At 73.2% G+C, this 24,268-nt stretch carries 22 protein-coding genes; 12 read left to right on the top strand and 10 right to left on the bottom strand.

Annotated elements, in window-relative coordinates; genetic code table 11:
• Nucleotides 1-31: 31 nt before the first annotated feature.
• Nucleotides 32-583 (bottom strand): RNA polymerase sigma factor SigC, encoded by a 552-nt coding sequence (gene sigC / locus ABZW17_RS33405; protein ID WP_354823106.1) that lies wholly within the window; start codon nt 581-583, stop codon nt 32-34.
• Here sigC and ABZW17_RS33400 point away from each other — a divergent pair.
• Nucleotides 582-1,328 (top strand): hypothetical protein, encoded by a 747-nt coding sequence (locus ABZW17_RS33400; protein ID WP_354823104.1) that lies wholly within the window; start codon nt 582-584, stop codon nt 1,326-1,328. The two genes, sigC and ABZW17_RS33400, sit on opposite strands and share 2 nt — an antisense overlap.
• 29 nt (nt 1,329-1,357) lie before the next feature.
• Here the strand turns inward: ABZW17_RS33400 and ABZW17_RS33395 are convergent, their stop codons facing one another.
• The gene (locus ABZW17_RS33395; protein ID WP_354823102.1) at nt 1,358-1,870 is read right to left on the bottom strand and encodes a helix-turn-helix transcriptional regulator; all 513 of its coding nucleotides are present in this window, start codon (nt 1,868-1,870) and stop codon (nt 1,358-1,360) included.
• Between the two features lie 91 nt (nt 1,871-1,961).
• On the opposite strand from ABZW17_RS33395, the gene ABZW17_RS33390 reads away from it, so the two are divergent.
• Together ABZW17_RS33390 and ABZW17_RS33385 are read left to right on the top strand one after the other, a co-directional pair.
• Nucleotides 1,962-2,522, top strand: coding sequence for a hypothetical protein (locus ABZW17_RS33390; protein ID WP_354823100.1), 561 nt, complete (start codon nt 1,962-1,964; stop codon nt 2,520-2,522).
• Nucleotides 2,519-3,799, top strand: coding sequence for a carotenoid oxygenase family protein (locus ABZW17_RS33385; RefSeq protein WP_354823098.1), 1,281 nt, complete (start codon nt 2,519-2,521; stop codon nt 3,797-3,799). Before ABZW17_RS33390 ends, ABZW17_RS33385 begins: the two co-directional genes overlap by 4 nt.
• Here the strand turns inward: ABZW17_RS33385 and ABZW17_RS33380 are convergent.
• Nucleotides 3,796-4,536 carry a DUF427 domain-containing protein gene (locus ABZW17_RS33380; RefSeq protein WP_354823096.1) on the bottom strand — a complete coding sequence of 247 codons (741 nt, stop codon included), beginning with the start codon at nt 4,534-4,536 and terminating at the stop codon, nt 3,796-3,798. The two genes, ABZW17_RS33385 and ABZW17_RS33380, sit on opposite strands and share 4 nt — an antisense overlap.
• A gap of 90 nt (nt 4,537-4,626) precedes the next feature.
• On the opposite strand from ABZW17_RS33380, the gene ABZW17_RS33375 reads away from it, so the two are divergent.
• The 3 genes from ABZW17_RS33375 (at nt 4,627) to ABZW17_RS33365 (ending at nt 7,531) form a co-directional block, all read left to right on the top strand.
• Nucleotides 4,627-5,826, top strand: coding sequence for an ROK family protein (locus ABZW17_RS33375; RefSeq protein ID WP_354823094.1), 1,200 nt, complete (start codon nt 4,627-4,629; stop codon nt 5,824-5,826).
• 86 nt (nt 5,827-5,912) lie between these two features.
• Nucleotides 5,913-6,350: a MarR family transcriptional regulator gene (locus ABZW17_RS33370; protein ID WP_354823092.1), complete on the top strand. Its 438-nt coding sequence runs from the start codon at nt 5,913-5,915 to the stop codon at nt 6,348-6,350.
• A complete protein-coding gene (locus ABZW17_RS33365) occupies nt 6,347-7,531 on the top strand; it encodes a cytochrome P450 (protein WP_354823090.1) in 1,185 nt (394 codons plus the stop codon). Before ABZW17_RS33370 ends, ABZW17_RS33365 begins: the two co-directional genes overlap by 4 nt.
• 3 nt (nt 7,532-7,534) lie before the next feature.
• Here ABZW17_RS33365 and ABZW17_RS33360 read toward each other — a convergent pair whose 3' ends face one another.
• Nucleotides 7,535-7,996 carry a pyridoxamine 5'-phosphate oxidase family protein gene (locus tag ABZW17_RS33360; RefSeq protein WP_354823088.1) on the bottom strand — a complete coding sequence of 154 codons (462 nt, stop codon included), beginning with the start codon at nt 7,994-7,996 and terminating at the stop codon, nt 7,535-7,537.
• On the opposite strand from ABZW17_RS33360, the gene ABZW17_RS33355 reads away from it, so the two are divergent.
• The gene (locus ABZW17_RS33355; RefSeq protein WP_354823086.1) at nt 7,995-8,471 is read left to right on the top strand and encodes a MarR family transcriptional regulator; all 477 of its coding nucleotides are present in this window, start codon (nt 7,995-7,997) and stop codon (nt 8,469-8,471) included. The genes ABZW17_RS33360 and ABZW17_RS33355 overlap by 2 nt on opposite strands.
• 51 nt (nt 8,472-8,522) lie before the next feature.
• A complete protein-coding gene (locus ABZW17_RS33350; protein ID WP_354823084.1) occupies nt 8,523-8,840 on the top strand; it encodes a nuclear transport factor 2 family protein in 318 nt (105 codons plus the stop codon).
• On the opposite strand, the gene ABZW17_RS33345 is transcribed toward ABZW17_RS33350, so the two are convergent.
• Nucleotides 8,824-9,330: a PaaI family thioesterase gene (locus ABZW17_RS33345; protein WP_354823082.1), complete on the bottom strand. Its 507-nt coding sequence runs from the start codon at nt 9,328-9,330 to the stop codon at nt 8,824-8,826. The genes ABZW17_RS33350 and ABZW17_RS33345 overlap by 17 nt on opposite strands.
• 126 nt (nt 9,331-9,456) lie before the next feature.
• Here ABZW17_RS33345 and ABZW17_RS33340 point away from each other — a divergent pair, with 126 nt between their 5' ends.
• From ABZW17_RS33340 to ABZW17_RS33330, 3 genes are read left to right on the top strand one after another with little or no spacing between them, the layout of a single operon-like run.
• Nucleotides 9,457-9,816, top strand: coding sequence for a metalloregulator ArsR/SmtB family transcription factor (locus ABZW17_RS33340; protein WP_354823081.1), 360 nt, complete (start codon nt 9,457-9,459; stop codon nt 9,814-9,816).
• 9 nt (nt 9,817-9,825) lie between these two features.
• Nucleotides 9,826-10,560 (top strand): beta-phosphoglucomutase family hydrolase, encoded by a 735-nt coding sequence (locus ABZW17_RS33335; RefSeq protein ID WP_354823080.1) that lies wholly within the window; start codon nt 9,826-9,828, stop codon nt 10,558-10,560.
• On the top strand, nt 10,557-12,956 hold the full coding sequence (locus ABZW17_RS33330) for a glycosyl hydrolase family 65 protein (protein WP_354823078.1): 2,400 nt from the start codon (nt 10,557-10,559) through the stop codon (nt 12,954-12,956). The genes ABZW17_RS33335 and ABZW17_RS33330 overlap by 4 nt, the downstream gene beginning before the upstream one ends.
• On the opposite strand, the gene ABZW17_RS33325 is transcribed toward ABZW17_RS33330, so the two are convergent.
• Both ABZW17_RS33325 and ABZW17_RS33320 read right to left on the bottom strand, forming a co-directional pair.
• Nucleotides 12,937-13,122 (bottom strand): hypothetical protein, encoded by a 186-nt coding sequence (locus tag ABZW17_RS33325; RefSeq protein ID WP_354823076.1) that lies wholly within the window; start codon nt 13,120-13,122, stop codon nt 12,937-12,939. The two genes, ABZW17_RS33330 and ABZW17_RS33325, sit on opposite strands and share 20 nt — an antisense overlap.
• 41 nt (nt 13,123-13,163) lie before the next feature.
• A complete protein-coding gene (locus tag ABZW17_RS33320) occupies nt 13,164-14,102 on the bottom strand; it encodes an exopolyphosphatase (protein ID WP_354823074.1) in 939 nt (312 codons plus the stop codon).
• Between the two features lie 257 nt (nt 14,103-14,359).
• Here ABZW17_RS33320 and ABZW17_RS33315 point away from each other — a divergent pair, with 257 nt between their 5' ends.
• Nucleotides 14,360-14,944 (top strand): class F sortase, encoded by a 585-nt coding sequence (locus ABZW17_RS33315; protein WP_354823072.1) that lies wholly within the window; start codon nt 14,360-14,362, stop codon nt 14,942-14,944.
• Between the two features lie 125 nt (nt 14,945-15,069).
• On the opposite strand, the gene ABZW17_RS33310 is transcribed toward ABZW17_RS33315, so the two are convergent.
• From ABZW17_RS33310 to ABZW17_RS33300, 3 genes are all read right to left on the bottom strand, one after another.
• Nucleotides 15,070-16,110, bottom strand: a complete 1,041-nt coding sequence (locus ABZW17_RS33310; RefSeq protein ID WP_354823070.1) for an LLM class F420-dependent oxidoreductase — start codon at nt 16,108-16,110, stop codon at nt 15,070-15,072.
• Nucleotides 16,111-16,194: 84 nt separating this feature from the next.
• Nucleotides 16,195-17,406: a fumarylacetoacetase gene (gene fahA / locus ABZW17_RS33305; RefSeq protein ID WP_354823068.1), complete on the bottom strand. Its 1,212-nt coding sequence runs from the start codon at nt 17,404-17,406 to the stop codon at nt 16,195-16,197.
• A 145-nt stretch (nt 17,407-17,551) separates the two neighbouring features.
• Nucleotides 17,552-24,175 carry a DUF885 domain-containing protein gene (locus ABZW17_RS33300; RefSeq protein ID WP_354823066.1) on the bottom strand — a complete coding sequence of 2,208 codons (6,624 nt, stop codon included), beginning with the start codon at nt 24,173-24,175 and terminating at the stop codon, nt 17,552-17,554.
• Between the last annotated feature and the right edge of the window lie 93 nt (nt 24,176-24,268).

The raw sequence follows: 24,268 nt of genomic DNA, 5'->3' as shown, positions 1-24,268 counted from the left end.
GCCACAGTGCCGGACGGCGCAACGGGCTGGTTCAGCCGGCCCCACGGGCGCGCCGGGCCTGGATCAGGTCCTCGCGGGCGCGAGCCACCCGGGAGCGGACGGTGCCGACCGGGCAGCCGCAGACGTCGGCGGCCTCGGCGTAGGACAGCCCGAGCACCTGGGTCAGCACGAGGACCTCGCGGCGCTCGGGTTCCAGCCCGTCGAGCAGCAGGCCCAGTTCGACGAGGTCCTCGAAGCCGGCCGCGGGGCCGCGGGTGCGTTCGGCGGCGGCTTCCCAGTCGGTGTCGGCGATCTTGGGCCGCGCGCCGGCCGCGCGGATCTGGTCGACGACCACCCGGCGCGCGATGGCCAGCAGCCACGTCCGCGACGACGAACGTCCCGCGAAGCGGCGAAGGCTGCCGAAGGCGCGAAGGTAGGTCTCCTGCGTCAGATCGTCGGCCGCGGCGGCGTCGGTGAGGTGCGCGAGGAAACGCCAGACGTCGGCCTGGGTGGCGCGGACCCACGCCTCCAGGGCCCGCCGGTCACCGCGGCCGGCGGACAGGGCGAGGGCCGTGACGCGGTCGTCGTCCTCACGGTGGGTCATGATCCGGAACTTAGCAGTGATCGGGAACTCGGCGGATCCGCCGTCCGACTACTGGACCATGAAGTGCGAGGACTGCCGTGAAGCGCTTTCGGCCCGCTTGGACGGCGAGGCCGAGCCGGTGCCGCCCGACGAGCACCTGACGTCCTGCGTCGCCTGCCAGGAGTGGTTCGCCGGCGCGGAACGGCTGCGACGCGCGATGCTGCTGCGCCCGGCGCCGCCGGTGCCGGACCTCACCGCGGCGATCCTCGAACGCACGCCGGCGCCGTCCGGCGAGGGCTGGGGGCTGCGGATCGCGTTGACCGTGGTGGCGATCGCCCAGCTCGGGCTGGCGTTCGCGCAGCTGCTCGGGACGGCGCACGGCGGCGTCCACCTCGGCCACGAAAGCGGCGCGTGGAACCTGGCGGTCGGCATCGGCCTGCTGACGGCGGCCCTGCGCCCCGCGACGGCGGGCGGTCAGCTGCCGCTGCTGACCGGGTTCGTCGGCGTGCTCCTGGTGTGGTCGGCGGGCGACCTGGCGGCGGGCCAGGTGACGCTGTCGCGGCTGGCGACGCACCTGCTCGTGGTGCTGGGCCTGGCGTTGCTGTACGCGGTGCACCGGGCGCACCACGGCCGGGGTACCCCGGTTCCCGCGGCGACGGCCGACGGTGGCGAGTCGACGCCGGGATCCACTGTGGACGCCCCGGCGGCGGGACGCGCACGGGCACGCGGTTTCCGGCGCCAGGCCCACGGGCGCCACGCGGCCTGAGCGGTGCCGTGCAGGCCGTTATACACCGGTCACTCGACCTGCTTGACCGCCCACTCCGCCCACTCGCGCTGCATGGCCGAGAACCGCTTGCCCCACTCCAAAACCAGGCGCCCGTACAGCGACTGGTTGTCCGCACCCCAGTCGATCGTGGTTTCCAGTTCCTCAAGCCGTTCTTCCCGCTCGCGTCCTGACTCACCGAGCGTCGCGAGGTAACCGCGCGCCTGCTCCGGGGCGACCGAGCCGAGGAAGTACACCCGCAGCAAGCCGGCACTGCGCGGCGGGCCGCCCGGGGAGACCTCGACCAGCCAGTGCCGCAGCTCCGCGAGCCCGGCGTCGGTGATCTCGTACTCCTTGCGCCCGCGCGGCCCCTCGGCGACAACGCGGATCAGGCCCGCGGTCTCCAGCTTGCCGAGCTCGCCGTAGAGCTGGCTCTGCGTCGCCGGCCAGACGTTGGCCATCGCCCGCTCGAACCGTTTCAGCAGGTCGTAGCCGCTTCCGGGCTCGTCGGCCAGCATCCCCAGCACCGCGTGTCGAAGGCTCATGCCCCCATTCTGACATTCCACTATTGACATGTCCAACCGGCACGTTCTAGCTTCGACATGTCAAAATTGGAACGTCAGGGGAAGGACCACCGTGAACTACCTGAAGAGCCTGCTCCCGTGGATCGCGTTCGCCGTGGTCGCGACCCAGTTCGACTGGCGCTGGTCCGGGCTGACCGGCCTGGTGATCTCCGCCGCGCTGCTCCTGCTCGCCCGCCGCGACGGCCGCCCGGCGGACACGCTGATCATCGAGTGGAGCGGGTTCGCCTTCTTCGCCCTGCTCACCGCGGTCGCGTTCGCCTTCCCCGCGTCGCCGCTGAAGACCTACACCGGCGCACTGACCGACGCGTGGCTGGCGCTCACGGCCTGGGGTTCGCTCGCCATCGGCAGGCCGTTCACCCTCGGCATCGCCCGCCTGTCCACCCCGCCGTCGCTCTGGGACAACCCGCTCTTCAAGCGCGTCAACGTCGTGATCACGGCGGTCTGGGCGGCGAGCTTCACCGTCGGCGGGATCGCGGGCATCGCCCTGCTGAACTTCGCGCCGCACGCCACCTTCGCCCTGATCGCGCTCAAGGTGCTCTGCTTCGCCGTCCCCGTCTCCTTCACCATCCGCTACCCGCGCATCGTCCGCGCCCGCGCCCGGGAAGCCGCATGACCACGACCGATTTCCACCTCACCGGCGCCTACGCGCCCGTCGCCGACGAGCTGACCGCGTTCGACCTGCCGGTGACCGGCGCGCTGCCGCCCGAGCTGACCGGCTGGTACCTGCGCAACGGCCCGAACCCGCGCGGGGACAGCACGCACTGGTTCACCGGCGACGGCATGGTCCACGGCGTCCGCCTCGAACGCGGCCGCGCCGCCTGGTACCGCAACCGCTGGGTGCGCACCGAGAGCTTCGAGAACCCGGATCTCGAGCTGTACCACGAAGACGGCACGCGGAACCTGCACAGCAGCGTCGCGAACACCCACGTGGTGAACCACGCCGGGCGCACGCTCGCGCTCGTCGAGTCGTCGCTGCCGTACGAGATCACGACGGACCTCGAAACCGTGGGCGTGTACGACTTCGGCGGCGAACTGGCCGACTCGATGACCGCGCACCCGAAGATCTGCCCGGCGACGGGCGAGCTGCACTTCTTCGGCTACGGCAGCATCACCGCGCCGCACGTGGGCTACTACCGCGCGGACGCGGCCGGGAAGCTCGTCGTCAAGCAGCCGATCGACGTGCCCGGGCTGACGATGATGCACGACTTCGCGCTCACCGCCGGGCACGTCGTGTTCTACGACCTGCCGGTGGTGTTCGACCGGGCCTCGGCCGGCCGGGGCATGCCCTACCGCTGGGACCCCGGCTACGGCGCCCGGCTCGGCGTGCTGCGCCGCGACCGTCCCGAAGCCGGCGTCCGCTGGCTGGAAATCGAGCCGTGCTACGTCTTCCACACGCTCAACGCGTTCGACGCGCCCGGCGGCCGGATCGTCGTGCACGTCCTGCGCTACGACCACCAGTGGTGGGCGGGCCACGAGGCCCCACCGGCGTCGCTGTGGCGCTGGACGATCGACCTCGCGGCCGGCACGGTCGCCGAAGACCGCCTCGACGACCGCCCGGGCGAGTTCCCCCGCATCGACGACCGGCTCACCGGGTCCGACGCGCGCTTCGGGCACGTCACCGGCCGCGACGTCCTGCGCCGCCACGACCTGCATGCGGGAACGGCCACCGAGCACGTCTTCGCGCCCGGGCACACCCCCGGCGAGGCGGTGTTCGTCCCCGCCGAACCGGGCGAGGGCTGGCTGCTCACCTACGTCCACGACGCGACGGAGGATCGCAGCGACCTCGTCGTGCTCGACGCCGGGAACCTCGCCGCGCCGCCCGTGGCGACGGTCCACCTCCCGCAGCGGGTGCCCGCGGGCTTCCACGGGAACTGGCTGCCGGACGCTTAGGCGAACTTGGTCTTCGGCCGGTCCTGCCGGACACCGTCGACGTAGACGTCCACCTTCTCGTCGAGGAACGCCACCAGGCCGGCCGCGCGGGTGCTTTCGGGCAGCGGCGTCGGGTAACTCCAGGCGAGGTCCTCCTGCCCGGCCACGTCGAAGTGCTCGGCGGCGCCCTTGTACGGGCAGTGCGTCACCGTGTCGATCTTGGCCAGCAGGTCCATCCGGACGTCGACGCGGGGCAGGTAGTAGCGGGTCGGCAGGCCGGTCTCGAACAGCAGGTGCGGGCGCACCGAGTCGGCGACCGTGACGCCGCCGACCTCGATCCGGACGTGCCGGGAGCTCGGCAGGACGTCGACCCGGACCCCGGGGTCGCGCGGGTGGGTGAAGATCTGCTCGTCCTCTTCGAACCAGTCGAACGCGCCGAACTCGAACCGGACGTGCCCGCGGAGCTCTTCGATCGGCGAATCCGGGTACTCCAGCGCGCCGTCCACCGCCTCGGCCGCGGCACCCTTTATCGTCGACAGAACAGCTTCTCCGCGGCTCGGCGAGTGCGCCGTCCGGCCGGAGGGGGTGAGAACGCCGCTCACGACGTCCGCGCGCGGGATGTAGTACGTGGGGTAGTACGGAACTTCCCACACCAGGAGGGGGTGCACCGTGTCCGCGACGACCTGCCCGCCGAGGAACACCCGTACCCGCTTCGCGCCTTGTGCCACGCGGACCCGGCCGCGTACCGGAGTGCTCATGGCGTGGTCAACCGGCCCCGGAGCAGGCGTATTCCGGGCCGGGGCGGCTAGCGTGGCAGGCAGCACGAGGACGACTGGAGGCGGGCACGGGTGGCCGGCGTAGAAGTTCCCACGGTCGGTACCCCCGCCGGGATGCGCAAGATCAACCAGCGGGCGGTGCTCGACCTGCTGCGCCGCGGCGGGCCGGCGACCCGGCCGCAGGTGGCGAAGGACACCGGGCTGTCGAAGCCGACGGTCAGCCAGGCCCTGCTGGCGCTGGAGGCCGCCGGGCTGGCCCGGCCGACCGGGCAGACGTCCACCGGCACCGGCCGGTCGGCCGTGCTGTACGAGGCCGACCCGACCGCGGGGTACGTGCTGGGCGTCGACATCGGCCGCGAGCACATCCGGGTCGCGGTGTCGGACCTCGGCCGCGCGCTGGTGGCCCGCCGCGACGAGCGCAACACGGCCCGCTCCGGCGCGGCCCTGGTGACGGCGGTCGGGAAGATCGCGGCGTCGGCGGTGGCGGAGGCCGGCCTTTCGGCGGCCGACATCGTTGTCCGCGTGGTCGGCTCCCCCGGCGTCGCCGATCCGGAGAAGCGCTGCTTCCGGCACGCGCCGAACCTGCCGGGCTGGGGCCGGGCCGGGCTGATCGACGACCTCGAAGCGGAACTGGGCCCGGACCTGATGGTGGAGAACGACGCGAACCTGACCGCGGTCGGCGAGTGGGAAAGCGGCGCGGCCCGCGGCGCGTCGGTGTTCGGCTGCATCACGATCGGCACCGGCGTCGGCATGGGCATGATGGTCGACGGCCGGGTGTTCCGCGGCGCGACGGGCGCGGCGGGCGAGATCGGCTACCTCCCGTACGGCCGCACGCGCGCGGCCGACGAACCGGCGACCCCACCGGCCCGCGGCCACCTCGAAGAGGCGACGGCCGCCCAGTCGGTGGTCCAGGGCGCCCGCGAACTCGGCCTGGGCACGGCGAAATCGGCCCGCGAGGTGTTCCGCCTGGCCCGCGAGGGCGACGAGCTGGCCCGCCAGGCGCTGGCGGCGGAGGCGGACCGCCTGGCGTACACGGTGGCCTCGGTGGCGGCGGTGATCGACCCCGAGCTGATCGTCCTGGGCGGCGGCATGGGCACGGCGGCGGACCTGCTGCTGGAGCCGATCGACCGGGCGTTGCGCGCGTTCACGCCGTTGGTGCCGAAGGTGGTCCAGGGTGAGCTGGGCGAGGACGCGGTGCTGACGGGGGCGATCAGCGTGGGGCTGCGGGCGGCGGAGGGCTTGGTCTTCGAGCGCCGCGTCGGCGCAGCCTGAGCACCCGAGAAGTAACAACTAGTTGACCAAAACTCTCGTGCCAGTCGCTTGCGGCCGAGATTTAGTAATGAATATAGTACTAACTCGTGGACGACGAGACAGTGCAGGCGGTGCGCCGGAGCGTGCTCCGGCTCGCGCGGCGGTTGCGCGGCAGCCGCTCCGCGGGGGCGTTGAGCCCGGCCAAGGTGGGCGTGCTGGGGTACCTCGCCCGGCACGGCGCGAGCAGCCCGGGCGAAATCGCCGCCGCCGACGCGCAACGGCCGCAGGCGCTGACGAAGGTGTTCACCGAACTGGAGGCCGACGGGCTGATCAGCCGGTCGCGCAACGAGGACGACGGGCGCAGCGTCGTCCTCGGCCTCACCGGGCCGGGGGCGGCCGCCCTGGAAGCCGACATGCGCGAACGCGACGAGTGGCTCGCCGCCGCGTTCGGTGCGCTCGGCGAGACCGAACGCGGGGTCCTCCGGCTGGCCGCCCCCCTGCTCGAACGCCTCGCCGACCAGCCCCCCGGGAAGGAAAACCCATGACCGACGCCTTCCCGCCGCCCCGCGCGTGCCCGTACACGCCGCCGCCCCGGCTGGCCGTCCTGCAGCGCGACACCCCGATCACCCGCGTCCGGATCTGGGACGGGAGCACGCCGTGGCTGCTCACCCGGTACGCGGACGTCCGGGCGGTGCTCGCCGACCGCCGGTTCAGCGTCGATCCCACCCGGCCCGGCTACCCCGCGCGCGGCCCGGCGAGCCGGGGACGGCGGACCGGACGCGGCTCGTTCATCTCCCTGGACGGCCCCGAGCACACCCGGGTGCGCCGGATGCTCATCGGCGAGTTCACCGTGCGCCGCGTCGAGGCGCTGCGGCCGGCGATCGAGCGCACGGCCGCGCGCCTGCTGGACGAGCTGGCCGCCGGGCCCCGGCCCGCGGATCTGGTCGCCGCCTACGCGCTGCCGCTGCCGTCCACCGTCATCAGCGATCTGCTCGGCGTGCCCTACGAAGACCACGCCTTCTTCGAGGACCGCGCCCGCGCGATGCTCGACGACTCCGCCGGCGGCGACGCCAACCGGGCCGCCACCGCGGAACTCGCCCGCTACCTCGGCACGCTGCTGCACCGGCGAAGCACCCACCCCACCGATGACCTGCTGGGCCGGCTGGCCGCCGGACCCGTCGCCACCGGCGCCCTTTCGCGGGCCGACGCGGTGGCCACGGCGATCCTGCTGCTGGTCGCCGGCCACGAGACCACCGCCAACCAGATCGCCCTGTCCACCGCGTTCCTGCTCGACAACCCCGGGCACGCCGAGGTTTTCCGGAGCGGCGCCCCGGCGGCCGCGGTCGACGAACTGCTGCGGCTGCTGACGATCACCCACCTCGGCCGCCGCCGCGTCGCGACCGCCGACGTCGAACTCGGCGGCGTCACCGTCCGCGCCGGCGAGGGGGTCATCGCCGCCGCCGACATCGCCAACCGGGATCCCGGCGAGTTCGCCGACCCCGACGCGGTGGACTTCGGCCGCAGCCCCAACCACCACCTCGCCTTCGGGCACGGCGAACACCTGTGCCTCGGCCACCACCTCGCCCGCCTCGAACTCCGCGTCGCGCTGCCCGCGCTGCTGCGGCGCCTGCCCGGGCTCCGGCTCGCCGTCCCCACGGGCGAACTGCCGTTCCGGCACGCCCACCCGATCTACGGGATCGACCAGCTTCCGGTCACCTGGGACTGAGCCCTAAGCCGCCCGCCAAGCCTCTCCGCCGGCCGACAACCGCCAAGGGGTCAACCGCAGCACCGTGATCTTCGGGTCACGGTGGTCCTCGCCGCCCAGGATCTTCGGGTCGTAGCCCAGCGGCTCCGGCGTCGACGCGAACAGGTCCCACAGGTACTTGCGCGTTTCCTCGTCGCCGGCGAACTCCGCGCGGCACTCCGCGACCGCCACCTCGTGCTGCGGGTCCCAGTACGAGCACGACACGTACGGCGACGCGGCCAGGTGCGCGAGCTTCACCGGCGTCGGCCGGGTGAACAACCAGCCCGTGAGGCCGTCGGGCCCGTGCACCCAGATCGGGTGGACCACGCGGGAACGCGGCCGGCCCCGCCGGTCGACGGTCGCCAGCGTGCACCAGACGATCCGGTGCGCCACGCGGACGAACCCTTCGGCCAGCCCGGCCGGCACTGTGCCAGACTCCACAACCATGGTTGTGCATCCTAGCAGCCTCGACCTCTCGCTCACGGCCCTCTTCGCGGGCTGGGCGATGACCGACGAGGCCCAGCGGCGGCTCGCGGACCACGGGTTCGGCGACCTGCGGTTCAACGACGGCGTCGTGATCCAGCACGTCCTGGCCGCGCCCCTGGCCATCACCGCGCTGGCCGAACGGATGGGCGTGACCCAGCAGGCGGCGTCGAAGGCGGTCGCGGACCTCGAACGCCGGGGCCTGCTGCGCCGCGAACCGGACCCGGCGGACGCGCGCACGAAACTGCTGCACCTGACCGCACACGCACGGGCCGCCGTCGAGGCGACCCGCGAAGTGCGGCGGGAACTTCAGGACGAGCTGATCGCCGAGTACGGCGCCGAACGCGTCGACGACGCCCGCGAATTGCTGGCCTCGATCATCGGGCGCCTCGGCGGCGGCGACGCAATCCGCGGCCGCCGGGTCCGGCCGCCGCGGTGATTACCCCGCGCGTAATCGACACGCGCCGCGCGGGGCCACAGGATCGGCGGCATGAGCGAAACCCCCCGCACGATCGTCGTCACCTGCCTCGAAAACCTCTTCGTGCACAAGGACTTCGAAGCCGCGAAGGCCGCGCTGCACCCCGGCTTCGTCACCCACAGCCCCGGCCTGCCCTCCGGCCGGGAAGCGTTCACCGACGCGGTGCGCAACTCGCCGCTGGCCGGCGCGACGGCGGAAATCGAGCACGTCGTCGCGGAGGACGACCTCGTCGTCGTGCACCTGCACGTGGGCGGCACCGCCGTCGTCGACATCCTCCGCGTCGAGGACGGCCTGCTCGTCGAGCACTGGGACGTCAAGCAGCCGGGGTGATCACGCACGTCCCCGACGCCGTGGCCAGCAGCCTGCCCGCGGCGTCGCGGATCTCGCCGTCGGCGAACGCGATCCGCGAACCCTCCTTCACCACCCGGCCCGTCGCGCGGATCTCGCCGCGGCCCGCGTGGATCGCGCGCAGGTAGTTCACCTTCAGCTCCACCGACGCGTAGCCGACGCCCGCCGGGAGCGTCGTGTGGACCGCGCAGCCGATCACCGAGTCCAGCATCGTCGCCGCCACCCCGCCGTGGACCATGCCGATCGGGTTGTACAGGGACTCGTCGGGCTCGGCGACCGCGACGACCTCGCCCACCGCGATGTGCTCCCAGCGCATCCCGAAGTGCGCGGCGATCGGGGCCGGCGGGACGCGGCCCTCGGCGATCGCCGTCATGTACTCCAGGCCGGACATGGTGGCGCCGAGCCGGGCGGACGCCAGCGGGTCCTGCCAGGTGACGGTCTTAGAACGGACCTGTGCTGCGACGTCGGTCATGCCGGCTCCTCGAGGACTATGACAGCTGTCTTAATCGCAGCCTCGCCCCCGGACCCGAGCGGCGTCAAGCACGCGTGACCCAGGCCACCGGTGGTCCGCCCGCGCCGCGGGTGGAATCATCGCCGGGTGAGCACCGACCGCAAGCTGATCGACCCGGAACGCGTCGCGGCCGCGGTCGACGGGCTCGGCGACCGCGCCGTCATCGACGAGTGGGCCCGGCGCTTCTCCGTGGTCGCCGACCCGTCCCGGCTCGCGCTGCTGGTCTCCATCCACTACGCCCGCGAGATCAGCGTCACCGACCTCGCCGCGGCGACCGGCATGACCGACACCGCGGTGTCGCAGGCCCTGCGGCTGCTGCGGGCCCACGGCCTGGTCACGCCGCAACGCACCGGCCGGGTGGTCCGGTACCGCCTGGCGGACGCGACGGTCCACGAACTCATCCACCGGGTCCGGCCACACCCCGCGAACGACACCCGCGACCGGTAGCGTGCGGGCATGACGACGGGATTGCCCGAGACCATCACCGCCTGCCTGTTCGACCTCGACGGAGTACTGACCGGGACGGCGATCCTCCACCGCGAAGCGTGGAAGCGGACGTTCGACGAGTTCCTCCGCGCGCGCGACGGCGCTGGCTTCAGCGAGTTCACCGACCACGACTACGCGGCCTTTGTGGACGGCCGCCCGCGCGCCGACGGCGTGCGGGAGTTCCTGCGATCACGGGGGATCACGCTGCCCGAGGGCGAACCGGACGACCCGGTGGACGCCCCGACCGTCAACGGCGTGGGCAACCGCAAGAACGAACTGGTCCTCAAGATCATCGACGAGCGCGGCGTCAACCCCTACCCGGGTTCGGTGCGCTACCTCGAAGCGGTGAAAGCCGCCGGGCTGCGGATCGCCGTCGTGACGTCGTCGGCCAACGGCGCGAAGGTCCTCGACGGCGGCGACCTGAGCAAGTACGTCGAGGCGCGCGTCGACGGCATCGTCATCCGCGAACAGCACCTCAAGGGCAAGCCGGCCCCGGACTCGTTCCTGGCCGGCGCCGCCGCGCTCGGCGTCGAGCCCGCGCACGCGGCCGTCTTCGAGGACGCCCAGTCCGGCGTCCAGGCCGGGAAGGCCGGCGGCTTCGGGTACGTGGTCGGCGTGAACCGCGCGGACCAGGCCGCGGAACTGCGGGCCCACGGGGCCGACATCGTCGTGGACGACCTCGCCGACCTGCTGGAGGACCGATGACCGAACCGCACGGCTACGAATGCTCGCCGTGGGAACTGCGGTGGCGCGGCATGGACGTCGACGCCCTGCAGCGCACCGAATCGGCGTTCGCGGTGTCCAACGGCCACATCGGGCTGCGGGGCACCCTCGAGGAGGCCGAGCCGCGCGGGCTGCCCGGCACCTACCTCAACGGCTTCTACGAACAGCACGAACTCCCCTACGCCGAGGCCGGCTACGGCTACCCGGAAGAGGGCCAGACCGTCGTCAACGTGACCGACGGCAAGATCATCCGGCTGCTGGTCGAGGACGAACCGCTCGACATGCGCTACGGCGCGGCCACCGCGCACGACCGGGTGCTGGACTTCCGCAAGGGCACGCTGTCGCGGACCACCGAGTGGTCGTCGCCGACCGGGCGGCGGGTCCGCGTGCGCACCGAACGGCTCGTGTCGTTCACCCAGCGCGCGATCGCCGCGATCCGCTACGAGGTCGAGCCGCTCGACGAAGACCTGCAGCTGGTCGTCCAGTCCGACCTGCTGGCCAACGAGCCGATCGAGTCCGACACGAGCGACCCGCGGGTGGCCGCCGCGCTGGAGTCGCCGCTGGTCGGCGAGTTCCACCGCGCGTCGGACTACAACGCCGTGCTGGTGCACCAGACCCGCCGCTCCGGGCTGCGGATGGCCGCGGCGATGGACCACAAGATCGAGGTGGACGACGGGATCCGCGCCCGCATCCACTCCGAAGAGGACCTCGCCCGGCTGACCGTCGCGGTCGACGTGCCGAAGGGCGGGCGGCTGCGCATCACCAAGTTCCTCGCCTACGGCTGGTCGGCGCAGCGCTCGGTGCCCGCGCTGCGGTCCCAGGTCGAGGCGGCCCTGGCCGGCGCCCGCCAGACGACCTGGAAGGGCCTGCTCACCGAGCAGCGCGAGTTCCTCGACGACTACTGGCGGACGTCGGACATCGAGATCGAGGGCGATCCCGAGCTGCAGCAGGCCGTCCGGTTCGCGCTCTTCCACATCCTGCAGGCCGGGGCCCGCGGCGAAAGCCGCGCGATCGCCGGCAAGGGGCTGACCGGGCCCGGCTACGACGGGCACGCCTTCTGGGACACCGAGTCCTTCGTGCTGCCGGTGCTCACCTACACCATCCCGGACGCGGCGCGCGACGCCCTCCGCTGGCGGCACTCCACAATGGACAAAGCCCGCGAACGCGCCCACCAGCTGGGGTTGCGCGGCGCGGCGTTCCCGTGGCGGTCGATCAACGGCGCCGAGTGCTCGGCGTACTGGCCGGCGGGCACGGCGGCGTTCCACGTCAGCGCGGACATCGCCGACGCCGTCCTGCGCTACCTCAACGCGACCGGCGACGAGGAGTTCGAACGCGACTACGGCACCGAACTGCTGCTGGAAACCGCGCGGCTGTGGGCGTCGCTGGGCCACCACGACCGGCACGGCACGTTCCGCATCGACGGCGTCACCGGGCCGGACGAGTACTCCGCGGTGGCGGACAACAACGTCTACACGAACCTGATGGCGCGGCGGAACCTGCAGGCGGCGGCGGAGTCGTGCGAGCGGCACCCGGAGGTCGCCGCGCGGTTCGGCGTCGACACCGTCGAGCTGGACTCCTGGCGCGCGGCCGCCGCGGCGATGTACCTGCCCTACGACGGAGAACTCGGCGTGCACCCGCAGTCGGAGGGGTTCCTCGACCACGACGAGTGGGACTACGAGGACACCGATCCGGCGCACTACCCGCTGCTGCTGCACTACCCGTACTTCGACCTGTACCGCAAGCAGGTGGTGAAGCAGGCGGACCTGGTGCTGGCGCTGCACCTGTGCGGCGACTCGTTCAGCCCGGAGGAGAAGGCCCGCAACTTCGCCTACTACGAAGCGCGGACCGTGCGCGATTCCTCCCTTTCGGCGGGGACGCAGGCGGTCATCGCGGCCGAGGTGGGCCACCTGGAACTGGCCTACGACTACCTCGCCGAAGCCGCGCTGACCGACCTGCACGACGTGCACAACAACGTCCGCAACGGCCTGCACATGGCGTCGCTGGCCGGGGCGTGGCAGGGCGCCGTGGCCGGGTTCGGCGGCCTGCGCGACCACGGCGGGACGCTGGCGTTCGCCCCGCGGCTGCCCCCGCAGCTCGGGCGGATCACCTTCCGCCTGATGTTCCGCGGCACCCGGTTCCAGGTCGAGATCGACCCCGACCAGGTGACCTACCACGTGGTGGCCGGCGAGCCCCTCGAAGTGCTGCACCACGGCGAGCGGATCACCATCACCGCGCAGCCGCAGCGGTACCCGATCCCGAAGATCGACGCCGGCCCGACGCCGAAGCAGCCGCCCGGCCGGGCACCGATGCGGCGGGACTCGGAGGCGGTGCGTCAGTACGCGGAACCGGCTAACCCGATCACCGAGGAAGGTCGCTGACGACGTCTTCCCGAGCGGGTGGGGCCGGGACTTCCTCGGTCCCACCCGGGTTGACGTCCGGGTCGGGGGCGGTCGGCACGTCGTGCGTCAGCTGCCCCGGGGTCGGGAGCTGAGGGAGCTCGTCGTCTTCGTCGTCACGGCCGTGGATGCGCTGCTGCTCGCTCATGCTTTCCGGAATACCCGGTTTTCCCGGCCGGGGCCAGCGGATCAGGCCGCGCGCTTCGCCGCCGCCCGTGCCTTGTCCTGCAGGCTGAGCAGCAAGCCGTCGCGCGTCGACCACGGGCAGATCGTCACCGGGCCCCCGGCCACCGCCAGCAGGGCTTCCGCGACGATCGCGCCGGCCAGGGCCTGGTGGGCGCGGCTGCGGGAGATGCCGGGCAGTTCGGCCCGCTTCGAGGGCGGCAGCGCGGCGAGCCGTGGGATCCACGCGCGCAGGTCGTCGAGGCGCAGTTCCTTGCACTTGCCGGGCCGAGCGCCGGCGAGCCGCGCGAGCTGCTGCAGCACCTTCGAGCAGCCGACGACCCGCGGGTCCTCGACCTCGGCGGCCCCGAGCGTGGTGGTCACGACGTCGAGGGCGTGCGCGCGCAGGGCCTTGACCTGCTTGTTCGACACGCGCTCGGTCGGCAGCCAGTCCCGTGTCATCGACCGGGCGCCCAGCGGGAGCGAGCGCGCGAAGGTCGCCTTCTCGCCGCGGCCGGCCGCGAGCTCGACCGTCCCGCCGCCGATGTCGAGCACCAGCATCGGCCCGGAGTCGTCGGCGTACCAGCGACGGGCGGCGAGGTAGGTCAGCTCGGCCTCGCAGCGGCCGGAGAGGAACCGCAGCTCGACGCCGGTCTCACCGGCCACGTGCCGGACGACGTCGGCTGCGTTGGCCGCGTCGCGGATCGAGGAGGTGGCGAGCGGGTAGACGTCGCTGACGCCGTGGTGGTAGGCGGTGGTCATGCCGGCGGCGACGGCGGCCGTGACGGCCTCGATGCCGCGGTCGGAGAGCCGGCCACGGACGTCGAGCTCGCGATCGAGGCGCAGCCGCGTCTGGTGGTTGAGCAGCGGCTCCCGCGGCGAGCCGTCGACCGGCACCACCACGAGCCGGGCGCTGAACGAGCCGACGTCCAGCACCCCCACCGCGGGCTCTTCGATTTTCCGCACAGCTCGGCGCACCTCCACTTCCGCCCGGTGAATATCCCCAGTTCGTCGGTTTGAAACCAGCAATGATGTCCGATCTCACCGGCCGCCGCTGCGTGTTTACGGTATTGAGGCCCTCCGGACGTGCTTTTCTGACGCGAAGGTCACAGTGAGATAACCCGATTGAGTGAATCGTTGTGCGCCCGGACACGATTCGGTAACGCACCTGGCCGGCCTGCGATTCAGAAGACATCGGAACCGGTGTCGAGCAGGGGAACGTGATGGAGCGACGCTCCGAACTCGTGCGGCCCGCTGCCGTCGTGCTCGCGGTCGTGGCCGGGCTGGGCTGCGTCCTGCTCGGGGTCACGTCGGTGCTGGCGCCGGCCTCCCCGGTGCCCCCGGGCGCGGAGACGGCCGACCGCGCGGCCGGCGCCCCACCGGCGGCGCTGCTGGTCCCCGACCTCGACCTGACGCTGGACCACCTGGTCGCCCTCGGCCACACGGCGGGCCGCCGCGAACAGCCGGGCACGGCCCAGGGGGTGGGCTGGTTCAGCGACGGCCCGGCCCCGGGCGCACCGGGAGTGGCGGTGCTGTCGGGCCATTCGGGGTTCGGCTACGCCTCCGGCGCCTTCGCCCGCTTGGCGCGCTTGAAGCCGGGAGCTCGGCTCACGGTCCGCGACGCGCACGGGCGCGAGACGCGCTTCGCGGTGCGCCGGGTGGCGCTGTTCCCGGCGAACGAGCCGGACAGCACGCTGGTGGCCCCGGAGGGAACGGGCCCAGAGCTGCGCCTGATCACGAGCGACGGGAGTTACGACAGCGCGGCGCTCGGCGGGGCACGAGTGGCGGTGTACGCGACCCCGGCTTGACGCTCCGGCCTGGCCTGGCCTGGCCTGGCCGGCGCGCCGCCGGGCCACCGCGCCGCCGGACTGCCGGGCCGCCGGGCCGCCGGGCGCGGAAACCCGGCAGCCTCCCGCCTCCGTGGCGCCCGGGCTCAGCCGATCAGCTCGCGCAGCTGGGAAACCGCCGCCACCCGAGCCTCGCGGCCCGGCTGCAGCGGGTTCACCACCAGCGTCGTCGCGCCCGCCGCCGCGAAGGCCGCCAGGCGCTCCTTCACGTAGCCCGCCGGGCCGACCAGGGAAATCGCGCGCAGCAGGTCCAGTGGTACCGCCGCGGCCGCTTCCTCCTTCTTGCCGTCCAGGTACAGGTCCTGGATCAGCTTCGCCTCGGCCTCGTAGCCGTAGCGGCAGGCCAGGTCGTTGTAGAAGTTCTTGCCGCGCGCGCCCATTCCGCCGATGTACAGGGCCAGGACCGGCCGGACGTAGTCCAGCAGCGGCTCCACGTCGTCGCCGATGGCCAGCGCCACCGTCACGTACGTGTCCAGTTCGCCCAGGGCCGCGTCGCGCTTGGCCTTGCCCTCCGCCAGCGATGCGCCCCAGACGTCGGCCGCCCGCTCCGGGTGGAAGAAGATCGGCTGCCAGCCCTCGGCGATCTCGGCCGTCAGGGCGACGTTCTTCGGGCCGATCGAGGCCAGCAGCACCGGGATGCGCTCGCGCACCGGGTGGTTGATCAGCTTCAGCGGCTTGCCGAGCCCGGTGCCCTGCTCCGGCGGCAGCGGGATCGTGTAGTGCTTGCCCTCGTGCACCACGCGCTCGCGGCGCCACACCTGGCGGCACACCTCGACGATCTCGCGCGTGCGCCCCAGCGGTGCGTCGTACTTCACGCCGTGGAAGCCCTCGATGACCTGCGGGCCGGACGCCCCCAGCCCGAGGATGAACCGCCCGTCGGAGACGAAGTCGAGGCCGGCCGCCGTCATCGCGGTCAGCGTCGGCGTGCGGGTGTAGATCTGGAAGATGCCCGACGCCAGCTGGACGCGCTCGGTCTTCGCGGCCAGGTAGCCGAGCTGGCTGACCGCGTCGAACGAGTACGCCTCCGGCACGAAGACGACGTCGAGGCCGGCCTTCTCCAGTTCGACGACGTCGGCGACGCTTTCGGCGAAGCCTCCGGAGTAGCTGATCCCGGTCCCGATCTTCATGGGCGTCCTTCCGCGGTGAACGAGCGCTTAGTCGCTCGTCATTATGCGCGTTGCCCGGCTCCTTCCGGTGTGGGCACCGCCACGTCAGCCCGCGACCACCGTCCCCCGCACGTCGCCGAAGCCGATGCGCCTGCCGCCCGGGCCGGGGGCGGTCGCGCTGATCACGACCTCGTCGCCGTCCTCGAGGAACGTCCGCGTCACCCCGCCCGGCAGCTCGAACGGTTCGCGGCCGCCCCAGGACAGCTCCAGGAACGAGCCGCGCTGGTCGCGCTCCGGGCCCGTCACCGTGCCCGAGGCGAACAGGTCGCCGGTGCGCAGGCTCGCGCCGTTGACCGTCATGTGCGCCAGCTGCTGCGGAGCCGTCCAATACTGGGTCGCGAACGGCGGGCTCGACACGAGGTGGCCGTTGAGCCGGATCTCCAGGGCCAGGTCCAGGCCCCAGTTCTCGCCGGTCCGCAGGTACTCGAACGGCTCCGGGTCCTGAGGCGGGCCGGCGACGCGCGCGTGCTCCAGCGCGGCCAGCGGGACGATCCACGGCGACACCGACGTCGCGAACGACTTGCCGAGGAACGGCCCCAGCGGCTGGTACTCCCAGGCCTGGATGTCGCGCGCCGACCAGTCGTTGACCAGGCAGACGCCGAAGACGTGGCCCGCGAAGTCCGCTGTGGACACCCGGGTGCCCACTGTGGACGGAGTGCCGACGACGAACCCGACTTCGGCCTCGATGTCCAGCCGCTGCGACGGGCCGAACGACGGGGCGTCGGCGGCGCGGGGCCTGCGCTGCCCGTGCGGCCGGACGACCGGCGTGCCGGACGCCACGACGGTGCCGGCCCGGCCGTGGTAGCCGATCGGCAGGTGCTTCCAGTTCGGCGGCAGCTCGGCCGCGTCCGGCCGGAAGATCTGGCCGGCGTTGAGGGCGTGGTGCTCGCTGGAGTAGAAGTCGACGTAGTCGGCGACCTCGAACGCGAGGTGGGTGGTCACCTCGGCCAGCGGCACCAGGTGCGGCCGGAGCTGGTCGGCGTACCGGGGCTCGGTGAGCCACTCGGTGACGCTCGCGCGCACGTCCCGCCAGGTGGCGGCCCCGGCGGCGAGCAGCGGGTTGAGCACCCCGGCGGTGAGCAGCGGCGCGAACGCGGCGGCGGTCACGGTGGCGGCGGCGGTCAGGTCGAGCACGTGGTCGCCGACGGGCACGCCGACCCGGCGTTCGGGCGCCCCACCGGCGGAGAAGACCCCGTAGGGCAGGTTGTCCAGGCCGAACGGCGTGTCGTCGGCAAGGTCGAGCCAGGTCACGTTCACTCCTCGTCCCGGGCGGCGCACGCCGCCGAGTAATCGGTCGCCCCGGTCACGCCCGGCGTCCGGCGGCCCGCGCCGACGGCGGCCGGGTCCGCCGCCATCGGATGCCGCCGCACGCGGGCCGAACTTCCGGACCGGCCCGCCGCCGTCACCTTCCGTCCCCCGCGGCCCGCGTGGCCACCCAGTCCGCCACCACGTCCGCCAGGACCGGCAGCGGCAGGGTTCCGCTGCCCAGCACCGTGTCGTGGAACTCGCGGATGTCGAACCGGTCTCCCAGCGCCCGCTCGGCGTCCGCGCGCAAGCGCTCGATCTCCAGGCGGCCCACCATGTAGCTGAGGGCCTGGCCCGGGTGGCCCGCGTACCGGTCGATCTCCGCGTCGATCTCGATCTGGGCCATCGGGGTGTTGTCGCGCAGGTAGTCCACCGCGCGCCGGCGGCTCCAGCCCAGCGCGTGCATCCCCGTGTCGACCACGAGACGCGCCGCGCGCATCGAGTCCTGCGTCAGGAGACCGAGGCGGGCCACGTCGTCGGAATACAGGCCCATCTCGTCCGCGAGGCGCTCCGCGTACAGGCCCCAGCCTTCCGCGTACGCGTTGAACATCGCGATCCGGCGCAGCAGCGGCACGCCCGTCAGCTGCTGGGCGAGCACCAGCTGGAAGTGGTGCCCCGGCACGGCTTCGTGGAACGCCACCGCCTCCCCCAGGGTCCGCTGGCGCTCGTCCGCCTCCTGCGTGTTCGCGTAGTACGTGCCCGGCCGCGAACCGTCGAGCGACGGCTCGATGTAGTAGGCGATCGAGCCGCTTTCGGCCTCGGCGGCGGGCACCGGGGCGACCTGGCAGCGCTCCGCCGGGATCCGCGAGAACCATTGCGGCGCCACGGCTTCCGCGCGCGTGATCGTCGCCCGGGCGGCGTCCAGGAGCTCGTCGCCGTCCCGCCAGCGCAGGGCCGGGTCCGTGCGGATGCGGTCGAAGATCTCCGCGAGGTCCGTCGTGCCGAACACCTTTTCGCCCAGCTCGCGGTACTCCGCCGCCAGCTGGTCGATGATCGCCAGGCCCGTGTCGTGCAGGTCCTGGGGCGTGCGCTCGGTCGTCGTCTCCGCCCGGATCAGGGCCGCGTACCGCTGCGGGCCGCCCGGCAGGTCGCCGAGGCCCGGCGACGTCTCGGGCCGCGCCACCGGGACGACCTCACCGGCCAGGAAGTCCCGGTACCGCGCGTACGCGGGCCGGACCACCTCGGCCAGCAGCCGGTCGCGCTCGGCCTCCAGGCCGTGGACCGGCACCTTCAGCGGGTCGTTCTCCGGCGCACCGAGGTACCGCTCGACGTAGCCGACGCCGATGCGCGCCAGGAACTCCGGCGGCGTCAGCCCCTCGGCCAGCGCGGCGCGCTGCCGCTCGATCAGCTGGTCCAGGTACGTGCCGATCGCCTCGAGCCGGCTCAGGTAGCCGCGGGCCTTGGCCTCGTCGTCGAGCACCGTCTGCGGCAGCGCCATCAGCAGTTCGAGGGCCGGTGCGGCCAGCCCGTCGCTGACCGCGATGTCCGCCCGGCCGGAGTCCAGCACGTCGATCTGGGTGCGCGCCTGCCAGATCACGACGTCCCGGGTCACCCGCTCGGCCGGCGGCAGCGCCGCCGCGTCGATCGCTTCCGCCCGCGCGACGATCCCGGCGAGCCCGGCGCGGTACCGGGCGGCGCCTTCGGCGGTCTGGTCGGCGAGCTTGTCGTGCGTGCCCGGCAGCCCGTACAGCGACGGGAACAGCGGCTGTGCCTCGAACATCAGCTCCAGGCACTCGTCGGCGAGCCCGTCGGGCGTGTCCCGCCGCGCCGCGACCCAGTCCGCGACGACGTCGGAGAGCACCGGCAGCGGCAGGGTTCCGCTGCCCAGCACGACGTCGTGGAAACCGCGGATGTCGAACGCCTCGCCCAGCGCCTGCTCGGCTTCCGCGCGCAGCCGCTGGATCTCCAGCCGCCCCACCATGTAGCCGAGCGCCTGCCCCGGATTGGCGGCGTACCGGTCGATCTCCGCCTCGATCTCCAGCCGCGCCATCGGCGTGTGCTCGGCGAGGTAGTCGACCGCCTGCTGCCGGCTCCACCCGAGCGCGTGCAGCCCGGTGTCGACGACCAGCCGGCCGGCCCGCATCGAGTCCTGGGTCAGCATGCCCAGCCGCGAGACGTCGTCGGAGTACAGGCCCATCTCGTCGGCCAGCCGCTCGGCGTACAGGCCCCAGCCCTCGGCGTAGGCGTTGACGTGGTTGATGCGGCGCAACAGCGGCAGCCCGCTCAGGTCCTGCGCGAGGCACAGCTGGAAGTGGTGCCCCGGCACGGCTTCGTGGAACGCGACGGCCTCGCTGGTGAACCGCGGCCGCTTGTCCGCCTCGTGCGTGTTCGCGTAGTAGACGCCCGGGCGCGTCCCGTCGAGCGACGGCCGCAGGTAGTACGCGATCGTGCCGCTCGCCGCTTCGGCCTCGGGCACCGGCTTGACCTCGCACTTCTGCTCCGGCACCCGCGAGAACCACTGCCCCGCGACGGCTTCCGCGCGCGTGATCGCGGCCCGGGCCCCGGCCAGCAGCTCCTCGCCGTCCCGCCAGCGCAGCGCCGGGTCGGTCCGGATCCGGTCGAAGATCTCCGCGAGATCCGTGGTGCCGAACAGTTTCCCGCCCACTTCGCGGTACTCCTCGGCCAGCTTCCCGATGATCGCCAGCCCGGTTTCGTGCAGGTCCTGCGCCGTGCGCTCGGTGGTCGTTTCGACGCGGATCAGCGCGGCGTACCGCTCCGCCCCGCCCAGCAGGGCACCGATGCCCGGCGACGTCTCGGGCCGCGCCACCGGCGCGACCTCGTCGGCCAGGAAGGCGCGATACCGCGCGTACGCGGGCCGGACGACCTCGTCCAGCAGCCGGTCGCGCTCGGCCTCGAAGCCGTCGAGCGCATACGGCGGGGTCACCTTCAGCGGGTCGTTCTCCGGCGCACCCAGGTAGCGGTCGACGTAATCGACGCCGATGCGCACCAGGAACTCCGGCGGCACCAGCCCTTCGCCCACCGCCGCACGCTGACGCCCGATCAGCGCGTCGAGGTGGTCGCCCACCCCGGCCAGCCGGCTCAGGTAACCGCGGACCTTCGGCTCGTCGTCCAGCACCGTCTGCGGCAGGTAGAGCAGCAGTTGCAGCGCGGGCGCCGCGAGCCCGTCGCTGACCGCGATGTCGGTGCGGCGGGAGTCGATCTCGTCGATCTCCGTCCTCGCCTGGGAGATCACGACATCCCGGGTGACGCGCTCGGCCGCCGGCAGCCCGGCCGGGTCGATCGCCTCGGCGCGCGCGGCGATGGCCGCGTACGCGGCACGGAACCGGGCTTCGGCTTCCGCGCTCGGATCGGGCAGCCGGTCGTGCTCGCCGGGCAGGCCGAACACCGACGGGTAGAGCGGTTGCCGGGCGAAGTTCACCGCCACCAGTTCGTCGGCGAGCCCGTCGGGCGTGTCGAGCTGCCCGGACACCCAGTCCGTGACCACCTTCGCCAGCGCGGACAGCGGCAGCATGCCGTGCCCCAGCACGACTTCGTGGAACCCGCGGATGTCGAACGCCTCGCCCAATGCCTCCTCGGCCTCGGCGCGCAGCCGCTGGATCTCCAGCCGTCCCACCATGTAGCCGAGGGCCTGGCCCGGCCAGCCGACGTACCGGTCGATCTCCGCCTCGATCTCCAGCCGTGCCATCGGCGTGTGGTCGACCAGGAAGTCGATCGCCCGCTGCCGGCTCCAGCCCAGCGCGTGCAGGCCCGTGTCGACGACCAGCCGGCCCGCCCGCATCGAGTCCTGCGTGAGCATGCCCAGCCGCGAGACGTCGTCGGAGTACAGGCCCATCTCGTCCGCGAGCCGCTCGGCGTACAGGCCCCAGCCCTCGGCGTAGGCGTTGAACATGCCGATCCGCCGTAGCAGCGGGACGTCCTGCAGTTCCTGGGCCAGGCTGAGCTGGAAGTGGTGGCCCGGCACGGCTTCGTGGAAGGCGATCGCTTCGCTGGTGAACCGCGGCCGCTGGTCCGCCTCGTGGGTGTTCGCGTAGTACGTGCCCGGGCGCGTCCCGTCCAGCGACGGCTGGAGGTAGTACGCGATCGTGCCGCTCGCCGCGTCGGCCTCGGGCACCGGCGCGACCTCGCACTTCTCCGCCGGGATGCGCGAGAACCACTGCGGCGCGACGGCTTCGGCGCGGGCGATGGCGTCCCTGGCCGCCAGGAGCAGTTCCTCGCCGTCGCGCCAGCGCAGCGCCGGATCGGTGCGCAGGCGCTCGAAGATTTCGGCGAGCTCGGTGGTGCCGAACACCTTCGCGCCCAGCTCGCGGTACTCCTCGCCGAGCTTCTCGATCAGCGCCAGCCCGGTTTCGTGCAGCTCCTGCGCGGTGCGCTCGGTGGTCGTCTCCGCCCGGATCAGCGCGGCGTACCGCTCGGCCCCGCCCGGCACGTGGGAGATCCCCGGGGCGGTGTCCGGCCGCCCGGCCGGTTCGACCTCCTCGCGGAGGAAGTCCCGGTACCGCGCGTACGCCGGGCGGACCACGTCGGCGAGCAGCCTGTCCCGCTCGGCTTCGAAGCCCTCGACGGCCGCCGTCGTGCCCACCTTCAGCGGGTCGGTGTCCGCCGCCGCCAGGTAGCGGTCGACGTAGTCGATGCCGACGCGCGCCAGGTACGCCGGCGGCACCAGCCCTTCGGCCAGGCTTTCGCGCTGGCGCCCGGTCAGCTCGGCGAGGAACGGCTCGATCGCGCCCAGCCGGGCGAGGTAGCCGCGGGCCTTCTTTTCGTCGTCCAGCTTGTAGTACGGCAGGTACATCAGCAGCCCGAGGGCCGGCGCGGTGAGCCCGTCGCTGACCGCGATGTCGGCGGACCGCGCGCCCAGCCGGTCGGCCTCGACCTCGGCGGCGGCGATCACCACCTCGCGCGTGACGGCTTCCTCCGGCGTCAGGCCGTCCGTGACCAGCGCCCGCGCGCGGGCCGCGAGGGCCGTGTACGCCGCGCGATACCGCTCCTGCGCTTCCCGGGTCTGGTCGGCGAGCCGGTCGTGGTCGCCGGGCAGGCCCAGGACCGACGGGTTCAGCGGCTCCTGCTCGAACGACAGCTCGACGAGCTCGGCCGCCAGCCCGTCGACGGTGTCGCCGTGCCCGGCCACCCACTCGTCGACGACGGTGGTGAGCACCGACAGCGGCAGCGGGCCGCCGGCCAGCACGAGGTCGTGGAACGCGCGGACGTCGAACCGCGAGCCGAGCCGCTGCGCGGCCTCGGTGCGGGCCCGCTGGATTTCCCGCCGCCCCACCAGGTACCCCAGCGCCTGGCCCGGCCACGCGATGTAGCGGTCGACCTCGGACTCGATCTCGGGCCGCGACTCGGGCGTGTGCTCCAGCAGGTAGTCGACCGCCTGCTGGCGCGTCCAGCCCAGCGCGTGCAGCCCGGTGTCGACGACCAGCCGGCCCGCCCGCAGCGAGTCGCCGGCCAGCATGCCGAGCCGGGCGATGTCGTCGGAGTACAGGCCCATCTCGTCGGCGAGGCGCTCGCTGTAGAGCCCCCAGCCTTCGATGTAGGCGTTGAACATGCCGATGCGGCGCAGCAGCGGCAGCTCGGTGAGCCCCTGCGCGATGCTGAGCTGGAAGTGGTGGCCCGGCACGGCTTCGTGGAACGCGGTCGTCTCGGCCATGTGCCGGAACCGCTCGGTGGCTTCGTGGGTGTTCGCGAAGTAGATGCCCGGCCGGGAGCCGTCGGCGGCCGGGCGCAGGTAGTACGCCGCGGGCGCGCCGGGCGCGACCTCCGCCGGCACCGCCTCGACCGAGCACTCCTGCGCCGGGATCCGGCCGAACCACTTCGGGGCCTCCGCGGCCGCCCGGGCGACGGCGGCGCGGGCGGTCTCCAGCAGCTCGTCCGCGCTGCGCCAGCGCAACGACGAGTCGGTGCGCAGGCGCGCGAAGATCTCGGCGAGGTCGTCGGTGCCGAACGCCCGCAGCCCCACCTCGCGGTACTCGACGGCGAGCGCGGCGATGGTGTCGGCGCCGATCCGGTGCAGCTCGGCCGGGGTGAGCTCGGTGGTCGTGTGCATCCGCGCCAAACGGGCGTACGTCTCGGCGCCCTCCGGCAGCCACGACAGGCCGGGCCGGTCCGCGGGGCGCCCGTGCGGCTTCACCTCGGCGACGAGGAACTCGCGGTACTCGGCGAAGGCCGGGCGCACGACGTCGGCCAGCAGCTCGTCCCGCCGCCGCTCGAACGCCTCGTCCGGGGCCGGCTGGCGGCGCAGCGGGTCGGCCGCCGGGTCGGCGAGGTACCGGTCGAGGTGCGCGACCGCGGCGTCGACCAGGTGGGCCACCGGGAGCAGGCCGGCGGCGACGCCCTCGGCGTGCCGGCGCGCCGCTTGGCGGAGGTACGCCGGGATCGCGGCGAGCCGGCCGAGCTGGGCCTCGGCGGTCTCCCCTGCCGTCACGGTGGTCATCGGCAGCGCCATGAGCAGGCCGGCCGCGGTCCCGATGGAGAGGTCGGTGACGGTGAACTCGGCCATCCGGCTGTCGATCGAGGCGATGCGGTTCTCGGCCGTGGCGATCAGCACCTCGCGGGTGACCCGGTCCTCGGCGTCCTCGGCCGCCAGCGCGCGGGCGCGGTCGAGGAACGCCGCGAGCCGGGCGCGGAACGCCTGTTCGGCCTCGGCCGACAGATCCGGCAGGCCGGGCTCCGCCGGGCGCAGGCCCAGCAGCGCCGGCGTCAGCGGATCGGCGGCGAACAGCGCTTCGACGAACTCGTCGGCGAGTTCGGTGACCGCGGTCATGGCAGGACCCCCAGCTTCGACTGTTGTGCTCCCGGCCGACCCTAACGGAGATCACCGACAGAAACGGCGAGCCGTTCGCCGGGGGCGGACGGC

It is taken from the genome of Amycolatopsis sp. NPDC004625, assembly GCF_040609695.1.
Classification (GTDB): Bacteria; Actinomycetota; Actinomycetes; order Mycobacteriales; family Pseudonocardiaceae; genus Amycolatopsis.
This window is presented reverse-complemented; position numbering and strand designations above follow the sequence as displayed.